Origin of the sequence: Pseudomonas leptonychotis (assembly GCF_004920405.1) — a bacterium.
Taxonomy (GTDB): Bacteria; Pseudomonadota; Gammaproteobacteria; order Pseudomonadales; family Pseudomonadaceae; genus Aquipseudomonas; species Aquipseudomonas leptonychotis.
The window spans coordinates 120446-146103 of record NZ_RFLV01000005.1 but is presented as its reverse complement, the minus strand read 5'-3'; the positions used below and the strand labels follow the sequence as shown (position 1 = coordinate 146103).

The 25658-nt window shown below is 59.1% G+C and carries 21 protein-coding genes; 9 read left to right on the top strand and 12 right to left on the bottom strand.

Annotated elements, in window-relative coordinates; all coding sequences use genetic code 11:
* The 5 genes from rhlB to D8779_RS18760 form a co-directional block, all read right to left on the bottom strand.
* Positions 1–1443 (bottom strand): ATP-dependent RNA helicase RhlB, encoded by a 1443-nt coding sequence (gene rhlB, locus D8779_RS18780; protein ID WP_136666019.1) that lies wholly within the window; start codon positions 1441–1443, stop codon positions 1–3.
* 104 nt (positions 1444–1547) lie between these two features.
* Complete coding sequence (locus D8779_RS18775) at positions 1548–2711, bottom strand: dipeptidase (RefSeq protein ID WP_136666017.1); 1164 nt, start codon at positions 2709–2711, stop codon at positions 1548–1550.
* 115 nt (positions 2712–2826) lie between these two features.
* Positions 2827–3765: a GGDEF domain-containing protein gene (locus D8779_RS18770; protein ID WP_136666015.1), complete on the bottom strand. Its 939-nt coding sequence runs from the start codon at positions 3763–3765 to the stop codon at positions 2827–2829.
* Positions 3766–3958: 193 nt separating this feature from the next.
* Positions 3959–5860, bottom strand: coding sequence for an acyl-CoA synthetase (locus tag D8779_RS18765; protein WP_136666014.1), 1902 nt, complete (start codon positions 5858–5860; stop codon positions 3959–3961).
* A 22-nt stretch (positions 5861–5882) separates the two neighbouring features.
* Complete coding sequence (locus tag D8779_RS18760) at positions 5883–6542, bottom strand: alpha/beta hydrolase (RefSeq protein WP_136666012.1); 660 nt, start codon at positions 6540–6542, stop codon at positions 5883–5885.
* A 478-nt stretch (positions 6543–7020) separates the two neighbouring features.
* On the opposite strand from D8779_RS18760, the gene D8779_RS18755 reads away from it, so the two are divergent.
* The 4 genes from D8779_RS18755 (at position 7021) to D8779_RS18740 (ending at position 11213) form a co-directional block, all read left to right on the top strand.
* Entirely contained in the window at positions 7021–8049 is a 1029-nt protein-coding gene (locus tag D8779_RS18755; RefSeq protein WP_136666010.1) for an amino acid ABC transporter substrate-binding protein, read from the top strand.
* 99 nt (positions 8050–8148) lie between these two features.
* Positions 8149–9333, top strand: a complete 1185-nt coding sequence (locus tag D8779_RS18750; protein WP_136666008.1) for an amino acid ABC transporter permease — start codon at positions 8149–8151, stop codon at positions 9331–9333.
* A 9-nt stretch (positions 9334–9342) separates the two neighbouring features.
* Positions 9343–10440, top strand: a complete 1098-nt coding sequence (locus D8779_RS18745) for an amino acid ABC transporter permease (RefSeq protein ID WP_136666006.1) — start codon at positions 9343–9345, stop codon at positions 10438–10440.
* An 11-nt stretch (positions 10441–10451) separates the two neighbouring features.
* Positions 10452–11213: an amino acid ABC transporter ATP-binding protein gene (locus D8779_RS18740; protein WP_136666004.1), complete on the top strand. Its 762-nt coding sequence runs from the start codon at positions 10452–10454 to the stop codon at positions 11211–11213.
* Positions 11214–11365: 152 nt separating this feature from the next.
* Here D8779_RS18740 and D8779_RS18735 read toward each other — a convergent pair whose 3' ends face one another.
* From D8779_RS18735 to D8779_RS18720, 4 genes are read right to left on the bottom strand one after another with little or no spacing between them, the layout of a single operon-like run.
* The gene (locus D8779_RS18735; protein ID WP_136666003.1) at positions 11366–11770 is read right to left on the bottom strand and encodes an META domain-containing protein; all 405 of its coding nucleotides are present in this window, start codon (positions 11768–11770) and stop codon (positions 11366–11368) included.
* Complete coding sequence (locus tag D8779_RS18730; protein WP_136666002.1) at positions 11767–12207, bottom strand: hypothetical protein; 441 nt, start codon at positions 12205–12207, stop codon at positions 11767–11769. The genes D8779_RS18735 and D8779_RS18730 overlap by 4 nt, the downstream gene beginning before the upstream one ends.
* Before the next feature lie 27 nt (positions 12208–12234).
* Complete coding sequence (locus D8779_RS18725; RefSeq protein ID WP_136666000.1) at positions 12235–13227, bottom strand: 2-hydroxyacid dehydrogenase; 993 nt, start codon at positions 13225–13227, stop codon at positions 12235–12237.
* A gap of 32 nt (positions 13228–13259) precedes the next feature.
* The gene (locus D8779_RS18720; RefSeq protein WP_136665998.1) at positions 13260–16010 is read right to left on the bottom strand and encodes a response regulator; all 2751 of its coding nucleotides are present in this window, start codon (positions 16008–16010) and stop codon (positions 13260–13262) included.
* Between the two features lie 150 nt (positions 16011–16160).
* Between D8779_RS18720 and cysM the strand changes: the two genes are divergently transcribed.
* The 3 genes from cysM (at position 16161) to relA (ending at position 20824) form a co-directional block, all read left to right on the top strand.
* Positions 16161–17057, top strand: coding sequence for a cysteine synthase CysM (gene cysM / locus D8779_RS18715; protein WP_136665996.1), 897 nt, complete (start codon positions 16161–16163; stop codon positions 17055–17057).
* Positions 17057–18409 (top strand): 23S rRNA (uracil(1939)-C(5))-methyltransferase RlmD, encoded by a 1353-nt coding sequence (rlmD, locus tag D8779_RS18710; RefSeq protein ID WP_136665994.1) that lies wholly within the window; start codon positions 17057–17059, stop codon positions 18407–18409. Before cysM ends, rlmD begins: the two co-directional genes overlap by 1 nt.
* A 171-nt stretch (positions 18410–18580) precedes the next feature.
* Positions 18581–20824, top strand: a complete 2244-nt coding sequence (relA, locus tag D8779_RS18705) for a GTP diphosphokinase (protein ID WP_136665991.1) — start codon at positions 18581–18583, stop codon at positions 20822–20824.
* Positions 20825–20912: 88 nt separating this feature from the next.
* On the opposite strand, the gene D8779_RS18700 is transcribed toward relA, so the two are convergent.
* Complete coding sequence (locus tag D8779_RS18700) at positions 20913–21920, bottom strand: NADP-dependent oxidoreductase (protein ID WP_136665989.1); 1008 nt, start codon at positions 21918–21920, stop codon at positions 20913–20915.
* Positions 21921–22144: 224 nt separating this feature from the next.
* Between D8779_RS18700 and D8779_RS18695 the strand changes: the two genes are divergently transcribed.
* Entirely contained in the window at positions 22145–22906 is a 762-nt protein-coding gene (locus D8779_RS18695) for an SDR family oxidoreductase (RefSeq protein WP_136665987.1), read from the top strand.
* 147 nt (positions 22907–23053) lie between these two features.
* Positions 23054–23938 carry a bile acid:sodium symporter family protein gene (locus D8779_RS18690; protein ID WP_136665986.1) on the top strand — a complete coding sequence of 295 codons (885 nt, stop codon included), beginning with the start codon at positions 23054–23056 and terminating at the stop codon, positions 23936–23938.
* 68 nt (positions 23939–24006) lie between these two features.
* Here the strand turns inward: D8779_RS18690 and cysB are convergent, their stop codons facing one another.
* Both cysB and D8779_RS18680 read right to left on the bottom strand, forming a co-directional pair.
* Positions 24007–24981, bottom strand: a complete 975-nt coding sequence (cysB, locus tag D8779_RS18685; RefSeq protein WP_136665984.1) for an HTH-type transcriptional regulator CysB — start codon at positions 24979–24981, stop codon at positions 24007–24009.
* 113 nt (positions 24982–25094) lie between these two features.
* A complete protein-coding gene (locus D8779_RS18680) occupies positions 25095–25595 on the bottom strand; it encodes a universal stress protein (protein WP_136665983.1) in 501 nt (166 codons plus the stop codon).
* Positions 25596–25658 lie beyond the last annotated feature (63 nt).

The window sequence follows — 25658 nt, the reverse complement described above, 5'->3', positions numbered from 1 at the left end:
TCAGTTTTTACGCGGTACGGGCTTGAGTAGCTCGTCGGGCGGCATTTCGCAGGCGATCTTGCGGCCCAGCAGCGCTTCGATGGCAGGCAGGGCGTAGGCGTCGTCTTCGCCGGCAAAGCTGATCGATGTACCGCTGCTGCCAGCACGGCCCGTACGACCGATACGGTGCACGTAGTCGTCCGGCGTTTCCGGTAGGGTGAAGTTGATCACGTGGCTGATGGCATCGACGTGGATGCCGCGACCGGCTACATCGGTGGCGACCATCACGCGGATCTTGCCTTCGCGGAAGCCTTCCAGCGCGCGAATACGTTTGTGTTGCGGCACATCGCCAGACATCTGCACGGCGCTGATGCCATCGCGGGTCAGGCGTTCTTCGATGCGCCGCACTTCATCCTTGCGGTTGGCGAAGACCATCACGCGGATCCAGTCGTTCTGGCTGATCAGGTTGTACAGCAGCTTGTACTTGTCGCTGCCGGCTACGGCATAGACGTGCTGCTCGACTGTGTCGCTGGCGACGTTTTCGGGTTCGATTTCGACGATGGCCGGCTCGGTAGTCCACTGCTTAGCCAGGTTCATCACATCTTCTGTGAAGGTGGCGGAGAACAGCAGCGTCTGGCGTTCGCCCTTCATCGGGGTCTGGCGGATGATCTGGCGTACCTGCGGGATAAAGCCCATGTCGAGCATGCGGTCGGCCTCATCCAGTACCATCACTTCGACCATGTCCAAGTGCACTTCGCCGCGCTGGTTGAAGTCGAGCAAACGGCCTGGTGTGGCCACCAGAATGTCGCAGAAGCGCGATTCGAGTAGCTTGAGCTGTTTGTCGAAGTCCATGCCGCCAACAAAACTCATCACATTGAGGCCGGTGTATTTGGTCAGGTCGGCGGCGTCCTTGGCGATCTGCACCACCAGTTCGCGGGTCGGTGCAATGATCAGCGCCCGCGGCTCACCCATGTAGCGCTCTTTTGGCGGTGGGGTTTGCAGCAGTTGGGTGATGATCGAGACCAGGAACGCAGCCGTCTTGCCGGTGCCGGTTTGGGCGCGGCCGATGGCGTCACGGCCGCTGAGGGTATAGCCCAATACCTGCGCCTGGATCGGCGTGCAGTAAGGGAACCCCAGGTCATGGATGGCATGCATCAACTCGGGGGCGAGCTTGAAATCGTGAAAACGGGTCTTGCCCTCGGCCGGCGCAACGGCAAAGTCTTCCAGTTTCCAAGTGTCGATCGGCTTAACAGGGCGTTCGCGGCGCGGTTTCGCCGGTTTTCCTTTGCTCGGTAACGGTTTTTCAGCGGCTTCAGCGGGAGAGGGTGTGACGCTGCGGCTGGATTTTTCAGCGTTGACGTCTGGCTGGACGCGCTGAGCGCTGGGCGTTACAGGAGTTGGCGTTATTGGGCTGGATTGCTCGCCCTCGGCTTTGCCGAATATTTTCTTGAGTGCTTTGAGCACGGTCATCTCATCAATTGGTTAAGGAGTGAACGGCCGCCAGTGTAAAGCAAGAAGCCGGCGCGGCGAAGTGCCGCGCCGGATGGCGGTGTTTGGCTGTTTTTTACTCAGTTTTCGGGAAGGCTGGCCAGCAGCAGGCGCTGCACATTGCCACCCATGATGGCGGCAATCTCTTTATGGCTGAAGCCTGCGTTGAGCAAGCCTTCGGTCAGTTGCGGCAAGCCGGTGACGTCAAACGGAGCATGGATGGTGCCATTGAAATCCGAGCCCAGGGCCACGTGCTGCACGCCGACTTTGTCTGCGGTGTAGCGGATCGCCTTGACGATGGCCTCCACCGAGGTGGCGCATACGGCCGTTTCCCAATAGCCGATGCCAATCACCCCGCCGGTGGCGGCGATGCCTTGCAGGTGCTTGTCGCTGAGGTTGCGCGTGCCTTTGCAGGTGCCTTGCACGCCTGTGTGGGATACCAATACCGGGCGCGTAGCCATGGTCAGGACATCGTCGATCAGCGGCCGTGAGGCATGCGCCAGGTCGATCAGCATGGCTTTCTCTTGCAGGCGCTTGACCACCTGGCGGCCCAGTGGGGTGAGGCCGCCTTTTTCCAGGCCGTGTGCGGAGCCGCCCACTTCATTATCGAAGAAGTGGGTCAGGCCGGTGATGCGAAAGCCAGCGTCATACAGGCGGTCGACGTTGGCCAGCTGGCCTTCGAGTGGATGCAGGCCTTCGGTGGCGAGAACCGCGGCAACCCGCTGCGGGTCTTCCTGCCAGGCGTTGATAAAGCGGGCTAAGTCGCTGCGTGTTTTGATCAGCACCAGACGGCCGTCGCTGTTGGCGCTGGCTTCATTGAGCTTGTGCGCCTGGTACAAGGCGCGTTGCAGCAGGCTACCCCAGGTTTCCTTGGGCCAGCGCTGGGCCATGGCCAGCAGGGTGATGTTGTCGGTCTCGCCGCTGTTGCGCTCGTAGTTGATGCCGCGCGGCGTCTTGGTCACGGTGGAGAATACCTGTAGACCGACGCGACCTTCGAGCATGCGTGGCAGATCGGAGTGGCCAAAGTCATAGCGCTTGAGCAGGTCGCGCTCCCACAACAGCACGTCATCATGCAGGTCGGCGATAAACAGCTGTTGATGCAGCTGTTTAGCCGGTTCGCTGGCTGGGTAGGGGGCGGGGGACTCGACGCTGTTCATCTTGCGGTCGAGTAATGAGGGCAGGGCGAAGACGCTGCCGGCCGCGATCAACAGGATTATCAGCAGGGTGATCAGAATCTTGCGCATAGAGAAGTGCTATCCGGGCGTTGTTGTGCGCAGCACTCTAACAAGAGTGAGTAAAAATGTGATGGATAGCGAGCGGACCGTTCTGGGTGGTTAAAACGCAGCAGATCGTAAGGGGTTAGCCGCAGATACAGTCGCGACCTTGCTGCTTGGCTTGGTACAGCGCGCTGTCGGCGCGAGCGATTAAACCCTGCAAGCTGTCCTTGGGCTGCATCTGCGCCAGGCCAATGGAAACGGTAACGCCGGGCAATACGCCGATAGGGGAGTGAAATGAACTGGCATGGTGCAGTGCCTGGCGTAGTCGCTCGCCAATGCTGTGCGCTTCTTCACGGCCAATTTCCGGCAGCAAAATGACAAACTCCTCGCCACCAAAGCGGGTCAGGCTGTCTTTGGGGCGTAGCTGATTACGCAGTGTATGGGCCACCAAACACAGTGCATAGTCGCCGGCGAGGTGGCCGTGTTGGTCGTTGTAGGCTTTGAAGTGGTCGACATCCAGCATCAGCATGCACAGGGGCTTTTCATTGAAGGCGCTGCGGGTACTTTCGCGCTCAAATATGCGCTCCAACCAGCGGCGATTGTAGGCTCCGGTCAATGCGTCGATATTGGCCGTTTGTTCGCTGTCGACAATGATTCTGTTGCCTTTGCGCACGCGGTCGCAGAGCAACTCGAGCATGTTCTGCATCAACTCGGGTGATTGCTGGAATAAGTTGAATAGAGATTCGCGGTGCAGGCGCAACACGCAGCAGGAATCGGTCGCCACCACGTAGGCAGACGGATGTTCATTGTCGATAAAGCTGATTTCACCGGCGCAATCGCCGACCTTTAAGGTGCTGACCGCTTGGCTATCGAGCGAGCCGAGGTAGACCTTGAGTTGGCCCTTGAGCAGCAGGTAGAGGTATTGGTTGCGGTTGAAGGGCGACAGCAGTACCTCGCCGGGTTCCAGATCGCAGGCGCGAAACTCCTTCAGCAGCTGGTTGATGCTGCTGGCCGCGACGTTGTTGAACAGTCGCAGATGACGAAGCTCTTGCAGGTCGGCCTGCCAGGTGGCGTTTTTCATCGCGAAGGCAGGTGTGGCTGAATTTTTGATGGGCCGGGCATCGCTAACGCTCCCTGCATTAAGGACGAGTACCAAGCCTGAACATATTCCGCTGCTTGGGACCTGACAATCCTTGGGGGAGTCTTTGGCGACCAATGGTATTTAAGTTGATTGCTTGGTCACAATTTGACGCGATCCTTGCGCCGCCTGCTGCTCACTCGGTGTGGTGCAGTTCTATGGCCACGGCAAAGCCTGCCAGGCGCTTGGTTACGGCCTCCGCTAGGGTGATATCGTGAGTGGGTAGATAAATGTGCGCGACTTGGCCGCGCTTATCGTCGCTGCGCACGTCCACTCGCAGGCGCTGATCGAGCTCCGCCAGCACCGCCTGGTAAACGCGACCAATGGCGTCGAAGCGCAGCGCAGGCTTAAAGGTTTTGCCCACGGCGGTTAGCGGAATAGCGTCGATGACCCAGGCATCCTTGGGTATGGCGGCGCGCTCCGGTATGTGTTCAGCGGCATGTGCCAGCAGCTCGGCTTCGCTGGTCTGGGCGCCGGGTTTGAGTTGCACATAAACTACCGGCAGCTCGCCGGCCTTTTCGTCAGGCTTGCCCACTGCCGCAGCCATCGCTACGGCGGGGTGTTTGTGCAGCGCCTCTTCAATCATCTGCGGGTCGATATTGTGGCCGCCGCGGATGATCAGGTCTTTGCTGCGCCCCGTCAGCCAGACGTAGCCATCTGCATCGATGCGGCCCAGGTCGCCGGTGTTAAACCAGTCGCCATCGACCCAGATGCCGGTGTTCTTACTGCTTTGCAGATACCCCTTGAATACCGTGGCGCCGCGGATGCATAGGTTGCCGATTTCATTGCGGCCGGCCTCTCTTAAAAAGTTTCCCTGTTCGTCGAGCACCTTGATTGCCACTTGGCAATACGGCATTGGCAGGCCGATTGAGCCAGGACGGCGTTCACCTGCCGGTGGGTTGGCACAACTGCCACAGGTGCCTTCGGTGAGGCCGTAGCCTTCGATCAGGGTCAGCCCGGTTTTACGCTCGAATTGGTGGATCAGCTCTACCGGCATCGGCGCAGCGCCGCATAACGCGTATTTCAACGAGCTAAGATCATGGCCTTCGCTAGGCACTTGTAGCAGGCCGGCATAGATGGTCGGCACGCCGCTGAAGAAGCTGACCTTATACTGTTCAATTATCGTCCAGAAATTACTGATCAAATTGGGGTTGCGGTAACCCTGCGGGGTGGCCAGCAATACCTCGGCGCCGCCAATAAAGGCCGTCAGGCCGGTAACGATCACCGCGTTGACGTGAAACAGCGGCAGGCCGCAGAGAGTGACATCGCCCGGTGCAAAGCCGGTGACCAGGTTCATGCTGTAGGCCATGGCCACTTCGTTGGCGTGGCTATGTGGCGCCAGTTTCGGTGTGCCGGTGGTGCCGCCAGTGTGGAAGTAGCTGGCAATGTCGTCCGGCGCGATGACGCGACCGCTTTCCAGGTGATCATCCGGGCAGCTGGCAATTAGCGCATCGAAATCCAGCACGCCATTTGGCAATACCCCGCGCTGCGCCTTGGTAGCGCTGCGCTGCGGCTCGGGCAGCAGGTTGGCCATGTCCACGCAGATGATCGCTTTGAGGGTAGGTAGTTGCTCACGCAAACCTTCGATTTTTGCCCACAGGTCGGTACCGGGGAAGGGCGCTAGGGTCACCAGCAGCTCGGAGTCCGAGGCCTGGATCAGCTCGGCGATATGTTCCGGGTCGAGCAGCGGGTTGATCGCATTGACGATCCCGGCCGCTTCACCGCCCCAGATGGTGAAGTGGGTGTGCGGCAGGTTAGGTAGCAGAAACGACACTGCTTTGCCCGGGCGCAGACCCAGGCGATGGAAGGCGTTGGCGGTCTGGGTGATTTTACCGAGCAATTGACGGTAACTGAGGCGGTAAGCCGCCTCGTCAGTGCTGCCCTGGAGAATAAATGACAGCGCCGCTGCATCAGGTTGCCGGGCTGCGGCGCGGCTGATCAGCTCAAAGGTGCTGGCCGGCAGGTCGCGCTCGGCCAGGGGTGTTTGCTCAATCAGCTGGATGTCATGCAGGGTCTTGATCGCAGGGATGGCGGGCATAGGTATTCTCGTTGGCAGGCGGTCAACTGTTGAACCGTTGCTCCAGCCAGTCAGCAATGTCGCGGATTTCCTCGTTAACCACCTCGTGGCCCATCGGGTAATCACGCCACTGTACGCTGACCCCGGCGGCGCTCAGGTAGTCGTGGGCTGCGCGGCCCATACTGGGCAACACGATGTCGTCGAATGTGCCATGCAAACAGAGGACCGGCAGTTGTTTTTTTGTATCCGCCAGGCTGATCTCGTCGCTGAAGGTCGGCGCATAAGTTGACAGGGCCATCACGCCGCCAAGGGCGAACTGCCAGCGCAGAAACGCCGTGTGCAATACCACGGCACCACCCTGGGAAAAGCCGGCGAGGACGATCCGCGCCGGATCAATGCCGCTGTCACGTTGCGCTTCGATCAGCGCGATCACCTGTTGTGCGGAGGCTTCCAGCTGTTCTCGGTTGATCGCCCGAGCCGGGCTCATGGCCAGGATGTCGTACCAGCTGGGCATGGCGTAGCCACCATTGATGGTGACGGGTTGGGTGGGGGCTTGCGGCAGAACGAAACGGGTGCTGCTTAAACGTTGCTGTAAAGCCTCGGCGACGGGCATGAAGTCGTAGCGGTCGGCACCCAGGCCGTGCAACCAAATGACGCACGCGTCGGCTGCAAGTGTGGGCTCAAGGATCAATGGTTCGCTCATCGGAGGCTCCGCGGTGGTGCGTGCGCGCTGATTCAGTGCGCATGAAATTTAAGGGGGTGGCGGATCTGGAAAGAAGATGTCGCCAGGCTGCAAGTTTTACTATTGACCTCGCCGTATGGTGCTAAAAGTGCGGCGCTGGTACGGGCTTTGCTATACACCTTAGGGACTGATGACGTTGCCGGGTAGTGGTAACACTGCTACCCACTTGGGCACGGAGCAGACTGAAATGTCTTTGCCGGCGTTTCACAGATTCGCATCGCGATGCATGCTGTGCGACAAGTCACTTGCTATCTGTCTCAAGCCCATTCAAATAATGGGCGGGTAAGAGTTTATGGCCGCTGGAGCAATCGGCAACTAAACTCGCGCTAAGGTTTGATCCCCGGTTGAGTGCGTTGCTGCCGACACACTCAGCGAGCCCCATAAGGGTACGGTGGTAGAACCGAGACTCCAAACACAACAAAAGCAACTGGAGGTTTTAATGAAGATGGTGAAATCCACATTGGCAGTACTGACCACCGCCGCTGTTCTCGGTGTCAGCAGTTTTGCTCAAGCCGGCGCTACTCTGGATGCGATCCAGAAGAAAGGTTTTGTACAGTGCGGTATCAGCGATGGTCTGCCTGGCTTCTCCTACGCTGATGCGAAAGGCAACTACATGGGCCTCGACGTCGACGTATGCCGCGCTGTTGCTGCTGCGGTGTTCGGCGATGCAACCAAGGTTAAGTACAGCCCATTGACCGCCAAAGAGCGCTTCACCGCGCTGCAGTCTGGCGAAGTTGACATCCTCTCGCGTAACACCACCTGGACCAGCTCGCGTGACTCCGGTCTGGGCCTGAACTTTGCCGGCGTCAACTACTACGACGGCCAAGGCTTCCTGGTTAACAAGAAACTCGGCGTTTCTAGCGCCAAAGAACTCGATGGCGCGACTGTCTGCATCCAGGCAGGTACTACCACCGAGCTGAACCTCTCCGACTACTTCCGTGCCAATAACCTGAAGTACACCCCGATCACCTACGACACCTCGGACGAAAGCGCCAAGTCGGTTGAAGCGGGCCGTTGCGACGTGCTCACCTCCGATCAGTCGCAGCTGTACGCACAGCGCATCAAGCTGGCCGACCCAGAGTCGTATGTTGTACTGCCGGAAGTGATCTCGAAAGAGCCACTGGGCCCGGTCGTACGCCAGGGTGACGAAGAATGGTTCGACATCGTGCGCTGGTCGCTCTACGCGATGGTCAACGCTGAAGAACTGGGCGTGACGTCGGCGAATGTCATGGAAATGTCCAAGTCGACTAAAAACCCTGACATCGCTCGTTTGCTGGGCGCTGAAGGCGAGTTCGGCAAAGACCTGAAACTGCCGAAAGACTGGGCTGTTCAGATCGTCAAGCAAGTGGGTAACTACGGCGAAAGCTTCGAGCGTAACGTCGGTGTTGGCAGCGATCTGAAGATCGAGCGCGGCCTCAACGCCCTGTGGAACAAAGGTGGTCTGCAGTACGCACCGCCGGTGCGCTGATCCCGCTGCCAGCTACTCGTCCTGAGTGGCTGGCATTGTTCTGATTGATGTGAACTTCATGCCCGCAAATGCGGGCATGAAGGTTCCAAGAGGGCTCCTATGCAAACCACTGCAAATGTCCCGCGTCCCGGTGGGTCGGTTTGGACCGACCCCAAGGCGCGTGCCTGGCTATTTCAAATTCTTGCCGTTATCGCCGTTGTGGCGCTCGGCTGGTTTTTGTTTGATAACACCCAAACCAACTTAGAGAAGCGTGGGATCACCTCCGGTTTTTCCTTTCTTAATAACAGCGCCGGCTTCGGCATTGCTCAACACCTGATCGACTACGACGAAAGCAACTCCTATGGGCGTGTTTTCGTGGTGGGCCTGCTCAACACCTTACTGGTGTCGGTGATTGGTATTGTTCTGGCGACACTGTTGGGTTTCATATTGGGTGTGGCGCGTCTGTCGCCCAATTGGTTGATCAGCAAGCTGGCAACCGTGTACATCGAGATCTTCCGTAATATCCCGCCACTGCTGCAGATTTTCTTCTGGTACTTCGCCGTTATGCTTTCCCTGCCAGGACCGCGGCAAAGCATGGGCGTAGGCGAGACGTTCTTCCTCAACAGTCGTGGCCTGTATATGCCGGCACCGAGCCCAGGGGACAACTTCAGCCTGTTTGCCGGTGCAGTAATCGTTGCGATCATCGGCGTGGTGCTGCTGTCGCGTTGGTCGAAGGCGCGGTTCGAGGCCACCGGTCAGCTGTTCCCTGTGTCCCTGGGGGCGATTCCGTTGCTGATTGGCCTGCCAGGCCTGGCGATTCTGTTAGGCGGTAACCCGCTGCAGTGGAGTGTGCCAGCGCTGACGGGCTTTAACTTCTCGGGCGGCTGGGTGCTAATTCCCGAGCTGATGGCCCTGACCCTGGCATTGACCATCTACACCGCCGCGTTTATCGCTGAAAACGTGCGCTCTGGTATTCAGGCGGTCAATCACGGCCAAACCGAAGCGGCGCGCTCTTTGGGCCTGCCTGCCGGCAAGACCTTGCGTCTGGTGATTATTCCGCAAGCGTTGCGGGTGATCATTCCGCCGCTGACCAGCCAATACCTGAACCTGGCGAAGAACTCTTCGTTGGCAGCCGGTATCGGTTATCCGGACATGGTCTCGCTGTTCGCCGGTACGGTGCTCAACCAGACCGGGCAGGCGATCGAGGTGATTGCGATCACCATGAGCGTATACCTGGCGATCAGTATCAGCATTTCCATGCTGATGAACTGGTACAACAAGCGCATTGCGCTGATCGAGCGGTAAGGAGCAGCCATGCAAACTCATACGTTCAAACCTGATTTACCGCCACCGGCGCTCAGCGTCGGTGTCGTGGGTTGGCTGCGGGCCAATCTGTTTTCTAGCTGGTTCAACACCCTGCTAACGCTGTTCGCCGCGTACTTGGTCTGGCTGATTGTGCCGCCGTTGATCCAGTGGGCGTTGATTGATGCAGATTGGACCGGTACTACCCGTGCCGATTGCACCAGTGGCGGTGCTTGCTGGGTGTTTGTGCAGCAGCGCTTCGGCCAGTTTATGTACGGCTTCTACCCGACTGAACTGCGTTGGCGCGTTGACCTGACCCTGTGGCTGGCGATCATCGGTGCTGCACCGCTATTTGTGCCGCAAATGCCACGCAAGGCCATGTATGGCCTGGTGTTCTTGGTGGTTTATCCACTGCTTGCGTACTGGTTACTCCATGGTGGCTTCCTGGGCTTAGCAACAGTGCCTACCAGCCGTTGGGGTGGCCTGATGCTGACCCTGGTGATCGCTGCTGTCGGTATTGCGGGTGCGTTACCGCTGGGCATTATGCTGGCACTGGGTCGGCGCTCGGAGATGCCGGCTATCCGGGTGATTTGCGTCACCTTTATCGAGTTCTGGCGCGGGGTGCCGTTGATCACCGTGCTGTTTATGTCCTCGGTAATGTTGCCGTTGTTTCTGCCCGAAGGTATGAGCTTCGACAAGCTGATGCGGGCATTGATCGGGGTGATCCTGTTCCAGTCGGCCTATATCGCCGAAGTGGTGCGTGGTGGCCTGCAAGCGATACCCAAAGGCCAGTACGAGGCCGCTGCGGCCATGGGCCTGGGCTATTGGCGGATGATGGGCCTGGTGGTTTTACCGCAAGCCCTGAAGCTGGTGATCCCCGGCATCGTTAACACCTTTATTGCGTTGTTCAAGGACACCAGTCTGGTGATCATCATCGGCCTGTTCGACCTGCTCAACAGTATCAAACAAGCCACCACCGATCCGGCTTGGCTGGGCATGGCCACTGAAGGCTATGTGTTCGCCGCCCTGATTTTCTGGATTTTCTGTTTTGGTATGTCCCGCTACTCCCAACACCTGGAGCGCAAGCTGGACACCGGCCATAAGCGTTAGGAGACCTTTCAATGCCTGAAGCAATCAAACAAACCAGCGCCGAGCCGATGATCCTCATGGAGGGCGTGCACAAGTGGTACGGTCAGTTCCATGTGCTCAAGGACATTAACCTGAACGTGCAGCAGGGCGAGCGTATTGTTCTCTGCGGTCCGTCCGGTTCCGGCAAGTCCACCGCGATTCGCTGCCTTAACCGTTTGGAGGAGCACCAACAGGGCCGCATCATCATCGACGGCACCGAGTTGACCCACGACCTCAAACACATCGAGGCGGTGCGTCGTGAAGTGGGCATGGTATTCCAGCACTTCAATCTGTTTCCGCACCTCACCGTGTTGCAGAACTGCACCCTGGCACCCATGTGGGTGCGCAAGATGCCAAAGCGCGAGGCAGAAGAAGTGGCCATGCACTACTTGGAGCGCGTTCGCATTCCGGAGCAAGCTCACAAGTATCCGGGGCAGCTGTCTGGTGGTCAGCAGCAGCGTGTGGCGATTGCCCGTGCGCTGTGCATGAAACCGAAAATCATGCTGTTCGACGAGCCGACCTCGGCCCTCGATCCGGAAATGGTCAAGGAAGTGCTGGATACCATGGTGGGCCTGGCTGAAGACGGCATGACCATGCTCTGCGTGACCCACGAGATGGGTTTTGCCCGCACCGTGGCAAACCGGGTTATTTTCCTCGATAAAGGCGAGATCGTTGAACAGAACGAACCAGAAGCCTTCTTCACCAACCCGCAAAACGAGCGTACCCAATTGTTCCTCAGTCAGATCATTCACTGAGATTCAACGGCTGTAAAAAAGGGAGCCTTCGGGCTCCCTTTTTTATGGCCTGCCATCCAAGGCGGCCGCCTTGCGCGCCGTCGCTGCGCGACGTTAAAAATGGCTCCTGGCCATTTTTTATGCGTTCAGCTGGATGTCTAGTTGCCGTGCGTTCAGTTGTTTTCAGGCCATAGGCGCAGCGGCTTGCCTTGGGCGGGCCACAGGCGCAGTTGCTCGGTGGCGGAAAAGTCCCAGCGTTGAACGCTGCTCAGGCTGTCGAGAAAGCGAGCTTCCTGCTCCATCAACGCCGGTGCGCACATTTTGCGCGTGCTGCCGGCGGCGCTGAAGCTGAGCTTATCGCCCTGCAAGGTGTAACCGGCAAACCAGTGATTGCAGCCGGCGTTGCCATAGGCACGGCCATCGTCACCGAGGGTGATGGTCAGGTGGCTGCGGTCGATCAGCGGTCGTTCGCCAATCCACTCCACCTGATAGGTGTGCTCGGTTTCCAACTGCGGCGTAGAGGTCGCGCAGCCCACGAGGCCGGCAGCCAGCAGGCTGATCGTCAGTACGCTTTTCATAGCGCCGCCTTATCGATGCATTTAGGGCATAGATGCTTGGCGTTTTCTGATTTCCAGCCCAGCTCCTTGATCCGCGCTTCGGCGGCCGGCGCCTGGGCTTTTTTACCGAGCGCGGCATCGACGGCGAACTCGAAGTCGAGCTGGGCATTACAGCTGTCGCAGTTGGCCTGCCAGTTGAAAATCGCCATTTCCTTGAATGCTGGTCCGGTGGCCACCGCCACCCACTGGCCGCGTGGGTTGATCAAGTGGCGAACCTTGTCGGTCACTAAGCGCATGCACAGCTCGCGGCTGCCTTTGAGAGTGACCAGCAGGGTGTCGCCGCTCTGGATCGAGCCGCCGTTGCCGGTAACCTGGTAACGGCCCGGTGCCAATGCGCGGCATTCAATCAGGGTGTGCTCGGGGTTGAGCAGGTTGTAGCGAAAGTCGTGTTCAGCCATGAATCCTCCAGATAGGCACAAATGCTATCACGCGGCAGGAAGCAGCTGATTAATCGGTGCGTCGGCCAGCCAGGCGGCGATGTTGTCGCGGGTGGTGGCGGCAATTGCCGCCAATGCTTCGTGGGTGAGAAAGCCCTGATGCGCGGTGATCAGTACATTGGGGAAGCTCAGCAGGCGCGCCAGCACATCATCCTGCAGCGGTTGCTCAGAGCAATCCTCGAAGAACAGCTCGGCTTCTTCTTCATAAACATCCAGCCCCAGATAGCCCAGCTGCCCGCTTTTCAGTGCACCGATCAGTGCCGGGGTATCGATCAGGGCGCCGCGTCCAGTATTGATCAGCATCACGCCGCGCTGCATCTGCTGCAAACGCGCGGCGTTGATCAGGTGCTGGGTGGCGGCGTTGAGTGGGCAGTGCAAGCTGATGATGTCGCTGCTTTCGAGCAGGTGATCCAGCTCGACCTGGCGCGCGCCGACCGGCAAATTGGCGATGGGCTGCGGGTCATGGATCAGCAGGTTACAGCCGAAACCGGCCATGATCCGCGCAAAGGTCAGGCCGATTTGCCCGGCACCGATAATGCCGACACTTTTGCCATGCAGGTCGAAGCCAATCAGCCCGTGCAGGGAAAAGTCACCTTCGCGGGTGCGATTGAAGGCGCGGTGGGTGCGTCGGTTGAGGGTCATGATCAGCGCCAGCGCATGTTCGGCGACGGCATGCGGTGAGTAAGCCGGCACCCGCACCACCGTCAGGCCGAGGGCACGCGCGGCGTGCAGGTCGACATGGTTGTAGCCGGCCGAACGCAGGGCAATCAGCCGTGTACCGCCGGCGGCCAGTTGCTGCAGCACGGCGGCGCTGAGGTCGTCATTGATAAAGGCGCAAACCACTTCATACCCGGCGGCCAGGCCTGCAGTGTCCCGGCTCAGGTGTGCGTGCTGAAAATTCAGCTGCCAGTCGTCCGGGAACCCCGCAGTGCGAAAACTCTGCTGGTCGTATGGCTTGCTGCTGAACAGCATGATGCGCATGGGACTCCTTGGCTCTTTGCGATAGACCGCCATCAGGCGTTGACTTCAGCCTCGTGGGCCAGCCGTTCTATGGCGGCATCCAACTCGTCCAAAGCCTGCTGGGCGGCAGGATCGTTTTGTTTCAACAGGGTTTCGCTGCGCTGGCAGGCCGCGCGCAGCTGCGGTACACCGCAATAGCGGGTGGCGCCGTGCAGGCGATGGACGCGCTCGATCAAGGCGTTACGTTCGCCGCTGTCGCGGGCCTGGCGAATAGCCTGACGATCACCGGGCAGACCGGCGAGTAGCATGCTCAGCATGTCGGCAGCCAGGTCGGGTTTGCCGGCGGCCAGGCGCAGACCTTCTTCGGCGTCCAGCACGCTGAGATGGTGATGCTCAGTAGTGATGCCGGTGTGTGCGATGCTCTGGTTGCGTAGGGCCAGGCCTGTCCACTTAAGCACCACTTGGGCGAGCTGGCGCTCGCTGATCGGTTTGCTTAGGTAGTCATCCAGGCCGCTTTGCAGCAGCGCACGCTTTTCGTTGGCCAACGCGTGGGCGGTTAGCGCAACAATGGGCACCGGGCTTTGCCCGTGTTGATTTTCCTGCTGACGAATCGCTTCGGTGGCTTGACGGCCATCCATGCCAGGCATCTGCACGTCCATAAAAATCAGGTCGAAGGTCTGTGCGGCGGCTTTCTCCACCGCTTCATAGCCGCTGCCGGCGATGCTTACTTGCGCGCCCATGTCCTCCAACAGCGTTTGCACCAGCAGCAGGTTGGCCGGGTTATCGTCAACGCAGAGAATCAGGGGTGGGCGGCTGGGTGCACTGTGCTGGTTTTCGCTGCGGCTCAGCCTCGGGCTGACTAGCTCGGCCAGGCCCCGTTGCAGTTTGCGCGTACAGACAGGCTTGGCCTGCAGCTGGCTGTAAGCGTCCGGCAACAGGCTGTGATAGAGCGATTGCTCGGTGGTGGGGCACAGCAGCATAGGTTTGCAGGCCAGGCGTTCGAGTTCCCAAATATGCTGATCGAGGCGCTCCGGCGGCAGGGTCTGGGTGCTGACGCCGAGCACCGCTAGTTCAATCGGCTGGGTGCTATGCCGCGCCTCGGCCACGGCGCTGAGCAGGTTGTCGAGGTTGTCAAAACCACTGACCTGCAGGCCGCAGTCTTCGAGTTGATGTTGCAGGGCCTGGCGGGCCAGGTCGTGATGTTCCAGAGCCGCCACACGGCGGCCGAGCAAGGGTGGACGCGGCAGATCTTCGGCATCATCGCGGGCTTTGGGCAGGCTTAACGTGATCCAGAATTCCGAGCCTTCCTCAGGTGTGCTGTCGACACCGATTTCGCCGCCCATTTGTTCAATCAACCGTTTGGAAATCACCAGGCCCAGGCCGGTGCCGCCGGCTTGGCGGCTCAGTGAGTTATCGGCCTGGCTGAAGGCCTGGAACAGCTCGCGCAAGTCTTCATCGGAGAGGCCGATGCCGGTGTCTTGCACGCTGATGCGCAGCTGTGCGCGGTCAGCGCTTTCGTCTTCGAGCATGGCGCGCATGACAATGGTGCCGGCACGGGTGAACTTGATTGCGTTGCTCACCAAGTTAGTGAGCACCTGCTTGAGCCGCAGCGGGTCACCGATTAGCGACAGCGGTGTATCGCGGTAGACCAGGCTGAGCAGCTCCAGCTGCTTGGCATGGGCGGCCGGGGCGAGGATGGTCAGGGTGTCCTGCAGCAGGTCACGCAGGTTAAACGGGATATTTTCCAGTACCAGCTTGCCGGCTTCGATTTTCGAGAAGTCGAGAATCTCATTGATGATCGCCAGCAGGCTGTCGGCGGATTTTTCGATAGTGCCTAGGTAATCCTGCTGGCGCGGGGTCAGCTCGCTTTTCTGCAACAGGTTGGTGAAACCGAGAATGCCGTTGAGCGGCGTGCGAATTTCATGGCTCATATTGGCAAGGAATTCGGACTTGATGCGGCTGGCCTCCAGGGCCTCTTTTCGCGCGAAGTCCAGTTCGATGTTTTGAATCTCGATGGTTTCCAGGTTCTGACGCACGTCTTCAGTGGCCTGGTCGACGCTGTGTTGCAGCTCTTCTTGGGCATTTTGCAGCGACTCGGCCATGCGGTTGATGCCGGAGGCCAGCTCGTCCAACTCATGGCTGCCGAGTGGCGGCAGGCGGGTTTCCAGGTGGCCGTCTTTGAGCTGGGCGACGCTTTGTTTGATCTGCCGCAGCGGGTCGTTGATGGTGCGGCTCATGCGCACGGCGAGCAGGGCAGTGACCATCAGCCCGGTGGCGATCAATAACAGGCTAGCGAGCAGGCTGCGGTAACCGCTGAGCAAGGTGCTGTGGTGCGACAGCTCCAGCTCGACCCAGCCGAGTAATTGATTAGCCGGCTCGCTGGTGGCTTTGCCGGTGAGGCTCAAGTGTTGCTGATACACCGGCAGGAGAAAACGTGTGGCGTTGGGGTTGCTGTTTTGCGCTGCTTGTTCATCGTAAGTGTCTGGCGATGGATTGAGCATGCTCGGCCCCGCGTGGGCCAGTGTATTGCGTTGGGCGGCGAGGAAACTGACGGCGCGTACATCCGGTTGCTCCAGCGCCTGACTGGCAATGCGCTGCAGCACCTCACTATCACCGACATGCAGGGCCGGTGCGGCCAGCGGCGCGAGCTGCTCGATAATCATCTGCCCGCGCTGCAACAGTTGCCCCTGTAAGCCGGACAGCTGCACCCAGGTGAAATAGCCGCCAAGCACCAGCGCCAGCAGGCTGGTGGGTAGCAGCGTGAGCATAAGCACACGGCCCTTGATGCCTAAATCCTTTATCACGCGCTGCCTCCTGTAATGTCCTTGCGCAGTTTAGCGGCTGCGCTCGCTCTTATGGCAAATGCTGTTGCTTGCAGCGGCTCTGTTGTATGGCCGAGTAAGGTTTGCCGGTATCATGGCGGCCTTCTTTGCGTTTGGATTATCTCGTTCGCCATGAGCCCGCATTACCCAACCATCGCCGATTGCATCGGCAACACCCCGCTGGTGCGCCTGCAGCGCCTGCCGGGTAACACCAGCAATACCTTGCTGCTGAAGCTGGAAGGCAACAACCCGGCAGGCTCGGTAAAAGACCGTCCAGCGTTGTCGATGATCACTCGCGCCGAGTCGCGTGGGGACATCCAACCGGGTGATGTGCTGATCGAAGCCACCAGCGGCAACACTGGCATCGCCCTGGCCATGGCCGCCGCGATCAAGGGTTACCGCATGGTGCTGATCATGCCGGACAACTCCACGGCCGAGCGCAAGGCGGCGATGACCGCCTACGGTGCGCAGCTCATTCTGGTCGGCGGTATGGAAGAGGCGCGCGACCTGGCATTGCAGATGCAGGCCGACGGCAAAGGCAAGGTGCTCGATCAGTTCGCCAATGGCGATAATCCGATTGCCCACTACACCAGCACCGGCCCGGAAATTTGGCAGCAAACAGGTGGCGAGATCACGCACTTCATCAGTTCCATGGGCACTACGGGCACCATCATGGGTGTCTCGCGTTTCTTGAAAGAACAGAAACCAGACGTACAGATTGTCGGCCTGCAACCGATGGAAGGTGCGGCAATCCCGGGTATCCGCCGCTGGCCGCAGGAGTACCTGCCGAGCATCTACCAGGCCGAGCGAGTTGACCGCATTATCGACATGGGCCAGCAGGAAGCCGAGGACGTGATGCGCCGCCTGGCGCGTGAGGAAGGCATCTTCTGCGGCGTGTCCTCTGGTGGTTCGGTGGCGGCCATGCTGCGTTTGTCCCAGGAAGTCGAGAATGCGGTGATGGTCGCGATCATCTGTGATCGCGGCGACCGTTACCTGTCCAGTGGCGTTTACGACGTACCAAGTAACTGATGGCGAAGAAAGACGGCGGTCTACGCTTTCAGCCCAGCGGTGGCACCCGTGCGCCGCAAGTACCGGTGGGCAAGAAACAGAAACTGACGATTGAGCGCCTAGCCAATGACGGTCGGGGCATCGGCTTTGTTGAGGGGCGTACCTGGTTTGTCAGTGGCGCGCTGGTGGGCGAGCAAGTTGAGGCGCGGGTGCTGGGTGCTCACGGCAAGGTGGTCGAGGCACGCGTCGAGCGCATTCTGACGGCCAGTGCCGAGCGTCGTAATGAGGCCTGCGTTCACGCCAAAGTCTGTGGCGGCTGTAGCCTGCAGCATATGCCCCATGATGATCAGCTTGCCCTCAAACAGCGCATGCTCAGTGAGCAGTTGAGCCGTTTGGCGGACCTGCAACCGCAGGAGTGGGCCGCGCCTTTGGTGGGTCCTGAACTGGGCTATCGACGCCGTGCCCGTATCGCCGTGCTCTGGGACAAAAAGGCCAAGCGTCTGGATGTGGGTTTTCGCGCAGCAGCCAGCCAGGACATTCTCGCCATCACCGATTGCCCGGTTCTGGTACAGCCCTTGCAGCCGATCCTGCGCGCGTTACCGCAGGCATTGCGTGAGCTGGATAAACCCCAAGCCATTGGTCATGTCGAGTTGTTCAGTGGCAGCAGCAATGCTGTGCTGATACGACACACCGCTGAATTGAATGACGCGGACCTAGCCCGCTTGCAGGCTTTCTGCACCACGCACAATGCACAGCTGTGGTTGCACGGCGTGACTGAGCCAATGCCGGTTGAGCCCGATCAGTCGCTGAGTTACCGCCTGGAACGTTACAACCTCGATCTGGCGTACCGCCCTGGCGACTTTGTTCAGGTCAACCAGCCGGTCAACGATGCCATGGTCGCGCAAGCGCTCGACTGGCTTGCGCCGCAAGCCGATGAACGAGTGCTGGATCTGTTCTGCGGCCTGGGCAATTTTGCTTTGCCCCTGGCCCAACGGGTGCGTGAATTGGTGGCGGTAGAGGGGGTGGCGAGCATGGTCGAGCGCGCCGCAGAAAATGCCTTGAACAACGGCTTAAGCAATGCGCACTTTTACCAGGCCGACCTGTCCAACCCGCTGGTCGAGGCTGGCTGGATGCAGGGCGGTTTTGCTGCTGCGCTGCTCGATCCGCCACGTGATGGTGCGTTACAGATGGTCAAGCAGATGACGGCGCTGGGCGTCAAACGCGTGCTGTATGTGTCGTGTAACCCGACGACATTGGCCCGCGACAGCGCCGAGTTGCAGGCGCAAGGTTACCGGCTTGAGCGGGCCGGCATCCTCGATATGTTTCCGCAAACGGCTCATGTTGAAGCCATGGCGCTGTTTGTTCGGCAGTAAATAGACGCATCGAGATAGGGTGGCACGTGCTGGGTTTTATCCGGCCCAACCCTTAACTCGGTGCAGCAGGGGCGCACAGGGATTGCGCCTTAGGTGGTCAAACTGGTCAGCCCATTAATGGCTGGCGACTGTTCGCTACGCACGGTGCGTAGCGTAGGGAAGGTAAGCAAGATGGTTCAGGTCAGAGCGCATCAGCCGATCAATGACGACGGCAGCATCAACCTTGAAGCCTGGCTCGGGCATGTACTGAGTGTCGATCCAGCCTTGGATCGGGATGCCCTGCGTGAGGCCTGCGAGTTCGCCCGCGAGGCCGAACAGCAAGCCAATGCTGCGAAAAACCTATGGACTGAGGGCGCGTCGAGCTTTCGTTCCGGGCTGGAGATCGCCGAAATTCTGGCTGACCTCAAGCTCGACCAGGATTCGCTGGTTGCTGCCGTTATCTACCGCTGCGTACGCGAAGGCAAAGTGCCGTTGGCGTTGGTGCATCAGCGCTTCGGTCCGGTGGTGGCCAAGCTGGTTGAGGGCGTGTTGCGCATGGCGGCGATCAGCGCGTCGATGAACCCGCGTGACTCGCTGGTGCTCGGCTCCCAAGCGCAGGTGGAAAACCTGCGCAAAATGCTGGTGGCCATGGTCGACGACGTGCGCGTGGCGCTGATCAAGCTGGCCGAGCGCACCTGTGCGATTCGTGCGGTAAAAGAAGCCGACGATGAGAAACGCCAGCGTGTGGCCCGTGAGGTGTTCGATATCTATGCGCCTCTGGCCCATCGCTTAGGCATCGGCCATATCAAATGGGAGCTGGAAGACCTGTCTTTTCGCTACCTGGAACCGGATCAGTACAAGCAGATTGCCAAGCTGCTGCATGAGCGCCGGCTGGACCGCGAACACTACATCAATGAGGTGATGGGGCAGTTGCGTGGCGAGCTGGAAGCCACCGGCGTGCAGGCGGATATCAGTGGCCGAGCCAAGCACATTTATTCGATTTGGCGAAAAATGCAGCGCAAGGGCCTGCAGTTCAGCCAGATCTATGACGTGCGTGCGGTGCGCGTGTTGGTGCCGCAAGTGCGTGATTGCTACACCGCGTTGGGCATCGTACACACCCTGTGGCGGCATATTCCCAAGGAGTTTGACGATTACATCGCCAACCCCAAGGAGAACGGCTACCGCTCACTGCACACCGCGGTACTTGGCCCGGAAGGTAAGGTGCTGGAAGTGCAAATTCGCACCCAGGCCATGCACGAAGAGGCCGAGCTGGGCGTATGTGCGCACTGGCGTTACAAGGGCACCGACGTCAAAGCCAGCTCCAATCATTACGAAGAGAAAATTTCCTGGCTGCGCCAAGTACTCGAATGGCATGAAGAACTGGGGGATATTGGCGGTCTGGCCGAACAGCTGCGCGTCGATATTGAGCCGGACCGGGTTTATGTGTTTACCCCGGACGGGCATGCCATCGACTTGCCGAAAGGCTCAACGCCGCTGGATTTTGCTTACCGGGTGCACACTGAGATTGGTCACAACTGCCGCGGCGCCAAGATCAACGGGCGTATTGTGCCGCTCACTTACAGCCTGCAAACCGGTGAGCAGGTGGAAATCATCACCAGCAAGCACGGCACACCGAGCCGTGACTGGCTGAACTCCAACCTGGGTTACGTCACCACCTCGCGGGCGCGGGCCAAGATTGTTCACTGGTTCAAGTTGCAGGACCGTGATCAAAACGTTGCTGCGGGTAAAGCCCAGCTTGAGCGTGAGTTGCAGCGTTTGGCGCTGCCGCATGTGGACTTTGAAAAGTTGGCTGAGAAGGCCAACATGAAAACCAGCGAAGACATGTTTGCCTCGTTGGGCGCGGGCGATTTGCGCCTGGCGCAGCTGGTCAATCTGGCGCAGCAGTTGGTTGAGCCTGATCGCGTTAACGAGCAGCTTGAGTTGATCCCACGCAAGGCGCTGGGCTTCAAACCGGGCAAGCGTGGCGATATTCAGATTCAGGGCGTGGGCAACCTGCTCACGCAGATGGCTGGTTGCTGTCAGCCGCTGCCGGGCGATCCGATTGTGGGTTACATCACCCAGGGTCGTGGCGTCAGCATTCACCGCCAAGATTGTGCCTCGGTGTTGCAGTTGGCCGGACGTGAGCCTGAAAGGATTATTCAGGTCAGCTGGGGGCCGGTACCGGTGCAGACTTATCCGGTGGACATCATCATCCGTGCTTACGACCGTTCAGGGCTGCTGCGTGACGTGACTCAGATGCTGCTCAACGAGAAGCTCAACATGCTGGCGGTGAATACGCGCTCGAACAAGGATGACAACACCGCGTCCATATCGATCACCGTCGAAATCCCCGGGCTGGACGCGCTGGGCCGTTTGTTGGGGCGTATCAGCCAGCTGCCGAATATCATCGAAGCCCGGCGTCATCGGGTTTCCTGATGCCGCGATGCAGAGGGGGCCAGGGTCAGACGCTTAGGCAGTATGACCCTGGTAGGCCCACAACCTAAGCGACTGACCCTGTTTGGGCTTAGTCGACTTTAAGCACTAACTTGCCGAAATTTTCACCGCTGAACAGCTTGAGCAGGGTTTCCGGGAAGGTTTGCAAACCGCTGACAATATCTTCCTTGGACTTCAGCTTGCCGCTGGCCAACCAGCCGCCCATCTCCGCAGCCGCCTCGGCAAAGCGTGGGGCGTAAGTCATCACCACCATGCCTTCCATGCGCGCACTGTTGACCAGCAGGTTGAGGTAGTTTGCTGGGCCTTTGACGTTCTCTTTGTTGTTGTATTGGCTGATCGCGCCGCAAATGATCACCCGCGCTTTGAAGGCCAAGCGAGTCAGCACCGCATCTAGAATGTCGCCACCGACGTTGTCAAAATACACGTCCACGCCCTTCGGGCACTCGCGTTTGAGGCCAGCGATGACCTCTTCATTTTTGTAGTCGATGGCGCCATCAAAGCCCAGCTCATCGATCAAGAACTTGCACTTGTCCGCGCCGCCGGCGATGCCCACCACACGGCAACCTTTGAGCTTGGCGATTTGTCCGGCCACGCTGCCTACGGCACCCGCTGCGCCGGAGATCACCACGGTTTCACCGGCTTTCGGCGCGCCAACATCAAGCAGGGCGAAGTAGGCGGTCATGCCGGTCATGCCCAGCGCCGACAGGTACAGCGGCAGCGGTGCGCGTTTGGGGTCGACCTTGTAGAAGCCCTTGGGCTCGCCGAGGAAATAATCCTGCACGCCCAGGGCGCCGTTTACATGATCGCCCACGGCAAAGTCGGGGTGCTGCGAGGCGATCACTTCACCCACGCCGAGCGCGCGCATCACTTCGCCAATACCGACCGGCGGAATATAGGATTTGGCATCGTTCATCCAGCCGCGCATGGCCGGGTCCAGCGACAGGTAGGCGTTTTTCACCAGAATCTGCCCCGCGCCGGGTTCGCCGACGCTGTTTTCTACATAACTGAAGGTCTCGCGGCTCGGCAGGCCGACAGGGCGTTGCGCGAGCAGAAATTGGCGGTTGAGTGGAGCGGTCATGGCAGGTACTCACTGAGCGGAAACACTGTTGATAGCCCTTAGGGGCGCAAGGGGCAAGATTTGCCCGCGAGACGAATGTAGGCCAATCCATTCGAATGATAAGTTGTGTGGGGTGTTAATCACTCGTTTGGATGGAGTCATCACCGCCAGTTTGATAGTGCTGCCTTGGTTGAGGGCAGCTGATTAGACTGCGGGCAGTGAATATTTCTTACGAGGACACGCAGATGAGCTTGAGCTTTTCCGGCCGGGTTGCCCTGGTCACTGGTGGTGCTGCTGGTATTGGCCGTGCCACAGCACTGGCGTTCGCCAACGAAGGTCTGCAGGTGGTGGTGTCCGACGTCGATGTGGTGGGTGGTGAGGGGACTGTTGCGCTCATCCGTGAAGCCGGCGGCGACGCGCTGTTCGTGCGCTGCGACGTGACCCGCGACGCCGAGGTCAAGGTGCTGATGGAGCGAACCCTGAGCGCCTATGGCCGCCTGGACTACGCCTTCAACAATGCCGGCATCGAGATCGAGAAAGGCAAGCTGGCCGAGGGCAGTGAGAGCGAGTTCGACGCCATCATGGGTGTCAACGTCAAAGGCGTGTGGCTGTGCATGAAGCACCAGATTCCACTGCTGCTGGCGCAGGGCGGCGGGGCGATCGTCAACACCGCTTCAGTGGCTGGCCTCGGTGCTGCGCCGAAGATGAGTATCTACAGCGCATCCAAGCATGCCGTTATCGGTCTGACCAAATCCGCGGCAGTCGAATACGCGAAGAAAAAAGTACGGGTCAATGCCGTATGCCCAGCTGTGATCGACACCGACATGTTCCGCCGTGCCTATGAGGCCGATCCGAAGAAGGGCGAGTTCGCTGCCGCCATGCACCCGGTCGGGCGCATCGGCAAGGTCGAGGAAATCGCCACCGCAGTGCTCTACCTGTGCTGCGACAACGCTGCGTTCACTACGGGTCATGCCCTGGCAGTGGACGGTGGCGCTACGGCGATCTGATTCCATCGCGAAATAAAGAAGCGTCCTATTGGGCGCTTTTTTTATACCTCGCCATTTCTTTCACACGATTGGCCACTAAAGTCACTGCAGTGTTCTACGCCGCTGTTCAAGATCGCCTCAGCGCTTTGATCAAGGAGTAAGAAAGCCGTGACTGCTGACCCGTTATTGACCCTGTTCCTGCCCGTTGCCCTGGGCATCATCATGCTTGGCCTGGGTTTGTCGCTGACCCTGGCAGATTTTGCTCGGGTGGTGAAGTTCCCCAAACCAGTATTGATCGGTTTGGGCTGCCAACTGCTGTTGCTGCCGCTGGTGTGCTTCTTTCTGGCTAAAGCCTTTGGTCTGGCCCCTGCTTTAGCGGTGGGGCTGATGTTGCTGGCGGCATCGCCCGGCGGCACCACGGCCAACCTCTATAGCCATTTAGCGCATGGTGATGTGGCGCTGAATATCACCCTGACGGCGGTTAACTCGGTGATTGCGGTGCTGACCATGCCGCTGATCGTCAACCTATCGCTGGCCTACTTTATGGAGGGCGATCAGGCCCTGCCGTTGCAGTTCACCAAGGTGGTGCAGGTGTTCATTATCGTACTGGGGCCGGTGGCCATCGGTCTGTGGATACGCAGTCGCTTTGCTGGGTTCGCGGCGCGGATGGAAAAACCAGTGAAGATAATCTCGGCACTGTTTCTGCTGATCATCATTGTGCTGGCGGTGGTCAAGGATTGGCAGACCTTTGTCGATTACGCACCGCTGGTGGGCGGCGCTGCGCTGGCCTTCAATGTAATCAGCCTGGCGGTGGGCTACTGGGTTCCGCGTTTAATGAAGCTGAGCCTGCGCCAATCGATAGCCATCGGCATGGAAATCGGCATCCACAACGGCACTCTTGCGATTGCTCTGGCACTGAGCCCGATGTTGTTGAACAACGCGACCATGTCGATCCCGGCAGCGATCTACAGCATCATCATGTTCTTCACGGCGGCCGCGTTTGGCTGGTGGATCAACTTCGCCCATGGCAAGGAGTTGCAGGGCGCAGAATGATCGATCGGTTGTTGCAGGCATAAAAACGCCCGGTAAATACCGGGCGTTTTTATGCCTGCAAATTAGCGTCAGTGCAGCGGCAACTCAACCCCTTCAAACAGCTCTTCCAACTCAATCTTGCTGTGGCATTGCACGGCTTTAGCCATCACGTCGCGGGTCAGGTGCGGGGCAAATTTTTCGATAAAGTCGCACATGAATCCACGTAGGAAGGTGCCGCGTCGAAAGCCGATCTTGGTCACGCTGGACTCGAATAGATCGCCGGCATCGAGCACCACCAAGTCCGGGTCGAGCTTGGCATCGACTGCCATCTTGGCCACGATGCCGACCCCAAGGCCTAGGCGGACATAGGTCTTGATCACGTCGGCGTCGGCAGCGGTGAACACCACTTTGGGCGTCAGGCCGCGGTGACTGAAGGCTTCGTCGAGTTTGGAGCGACCGGTAAAGCCGAATACGTAGGTAACGATTGAGTATTCGGCCAGGGCTTCTAGCGTCAGCTTCGGCAGTTTGGTCAGGGGGTGGCCCTGGGGCACCACCACGCAGCGGTTCCAACGGTAGCAGGGCATCATTACCAGGTCGTTGAACAGCTCCAGGCCCTCAGTGGCAATAGCGAAGTCGACGGTGCCGTCGGCGGCCATCTCGGCGATTTGCATCGGCGTGCCCTGATGCATATGCAGGGCTACGTCTGGGTATTGCTTGATAAAGGCGCTGATTACCGGCGGCAGCGCATATCGCGCTTGAGTGTGGGTGGTGGCAATGGACAGGGTGCCTTTCTTCTCATTGGAGAATTCCTGAGCGATCTGCTTGATGCTTTCGACCTTGCGCAGTATTTCCCCTGCTGTATTGATGATGCGCTCGCCGGCCGGGGTGATGCGGGTCAGGTGCTTGCCGCTGCGGGCGAAGACTTCAACCCCCAGTTCGTCTTCCAGCAGGCGGATTTGTTTGCTAATGCCCGGCTGCGAGGTATAGAGGCTTTGTGCCGTGGCCGATACGTTGAGGTCGTGATGCGCGACTTCCCAGATGTAGCGCAGTTGCTGAAGCTTCATAAAAATCCCTCAAAGCAAAAAGACAGCCGTTCAGGTTACCGGCGTTTTATATAACCATAATGAAGATTTAAGCATTAAATCTAGACCAAATCTTTAAGTGTGCAGGGTGGTTATTAAAGTTCGCCACGGCTGCGATGCTGCAGCATGGGCACCAGGTACACCGGGACTTCGGATAGTTGTACCAAGCGAGACGCGGTACGCCCCAGCGGAATGTCCATGTCGGTACCGTGGCTGTGACTGCCTAGGACCAGTAAATCAACGCCGAGTTGCTGCGCTTCGTCGAGTATGACTAAGGGTGGGTCGCCCTGAACCACGCGCACGGCTTTAACCAAATCGAGGTCATGCAGCGCTTCGCCGATCTCATCGCGAAAGCCTTCCAGTACCCGTTGCTCGATACTTGCCATCACCGTACTCAGGCCCTTGGTGCGCAGTTCTTTGAGTCGTTCTTCATCTAGATAGGTTTGTAAAACCGACTCGGCAAACAGGCCCATAGGTTCTACGGCGTGCACGACATAGAGGCTGGCATTAAAGGAGCGGGTCAGCGCCAACGCATGCTGCAGGATGTAGGGCGCATATAGACCGAGATCAGTGGCATAGAGAATCGAACGAATCATGCGGCCTCCTTGACTGCCTAACTGGCGGGCCCAATCTGAGCTTAGCAGCGCCATCGACAAGTC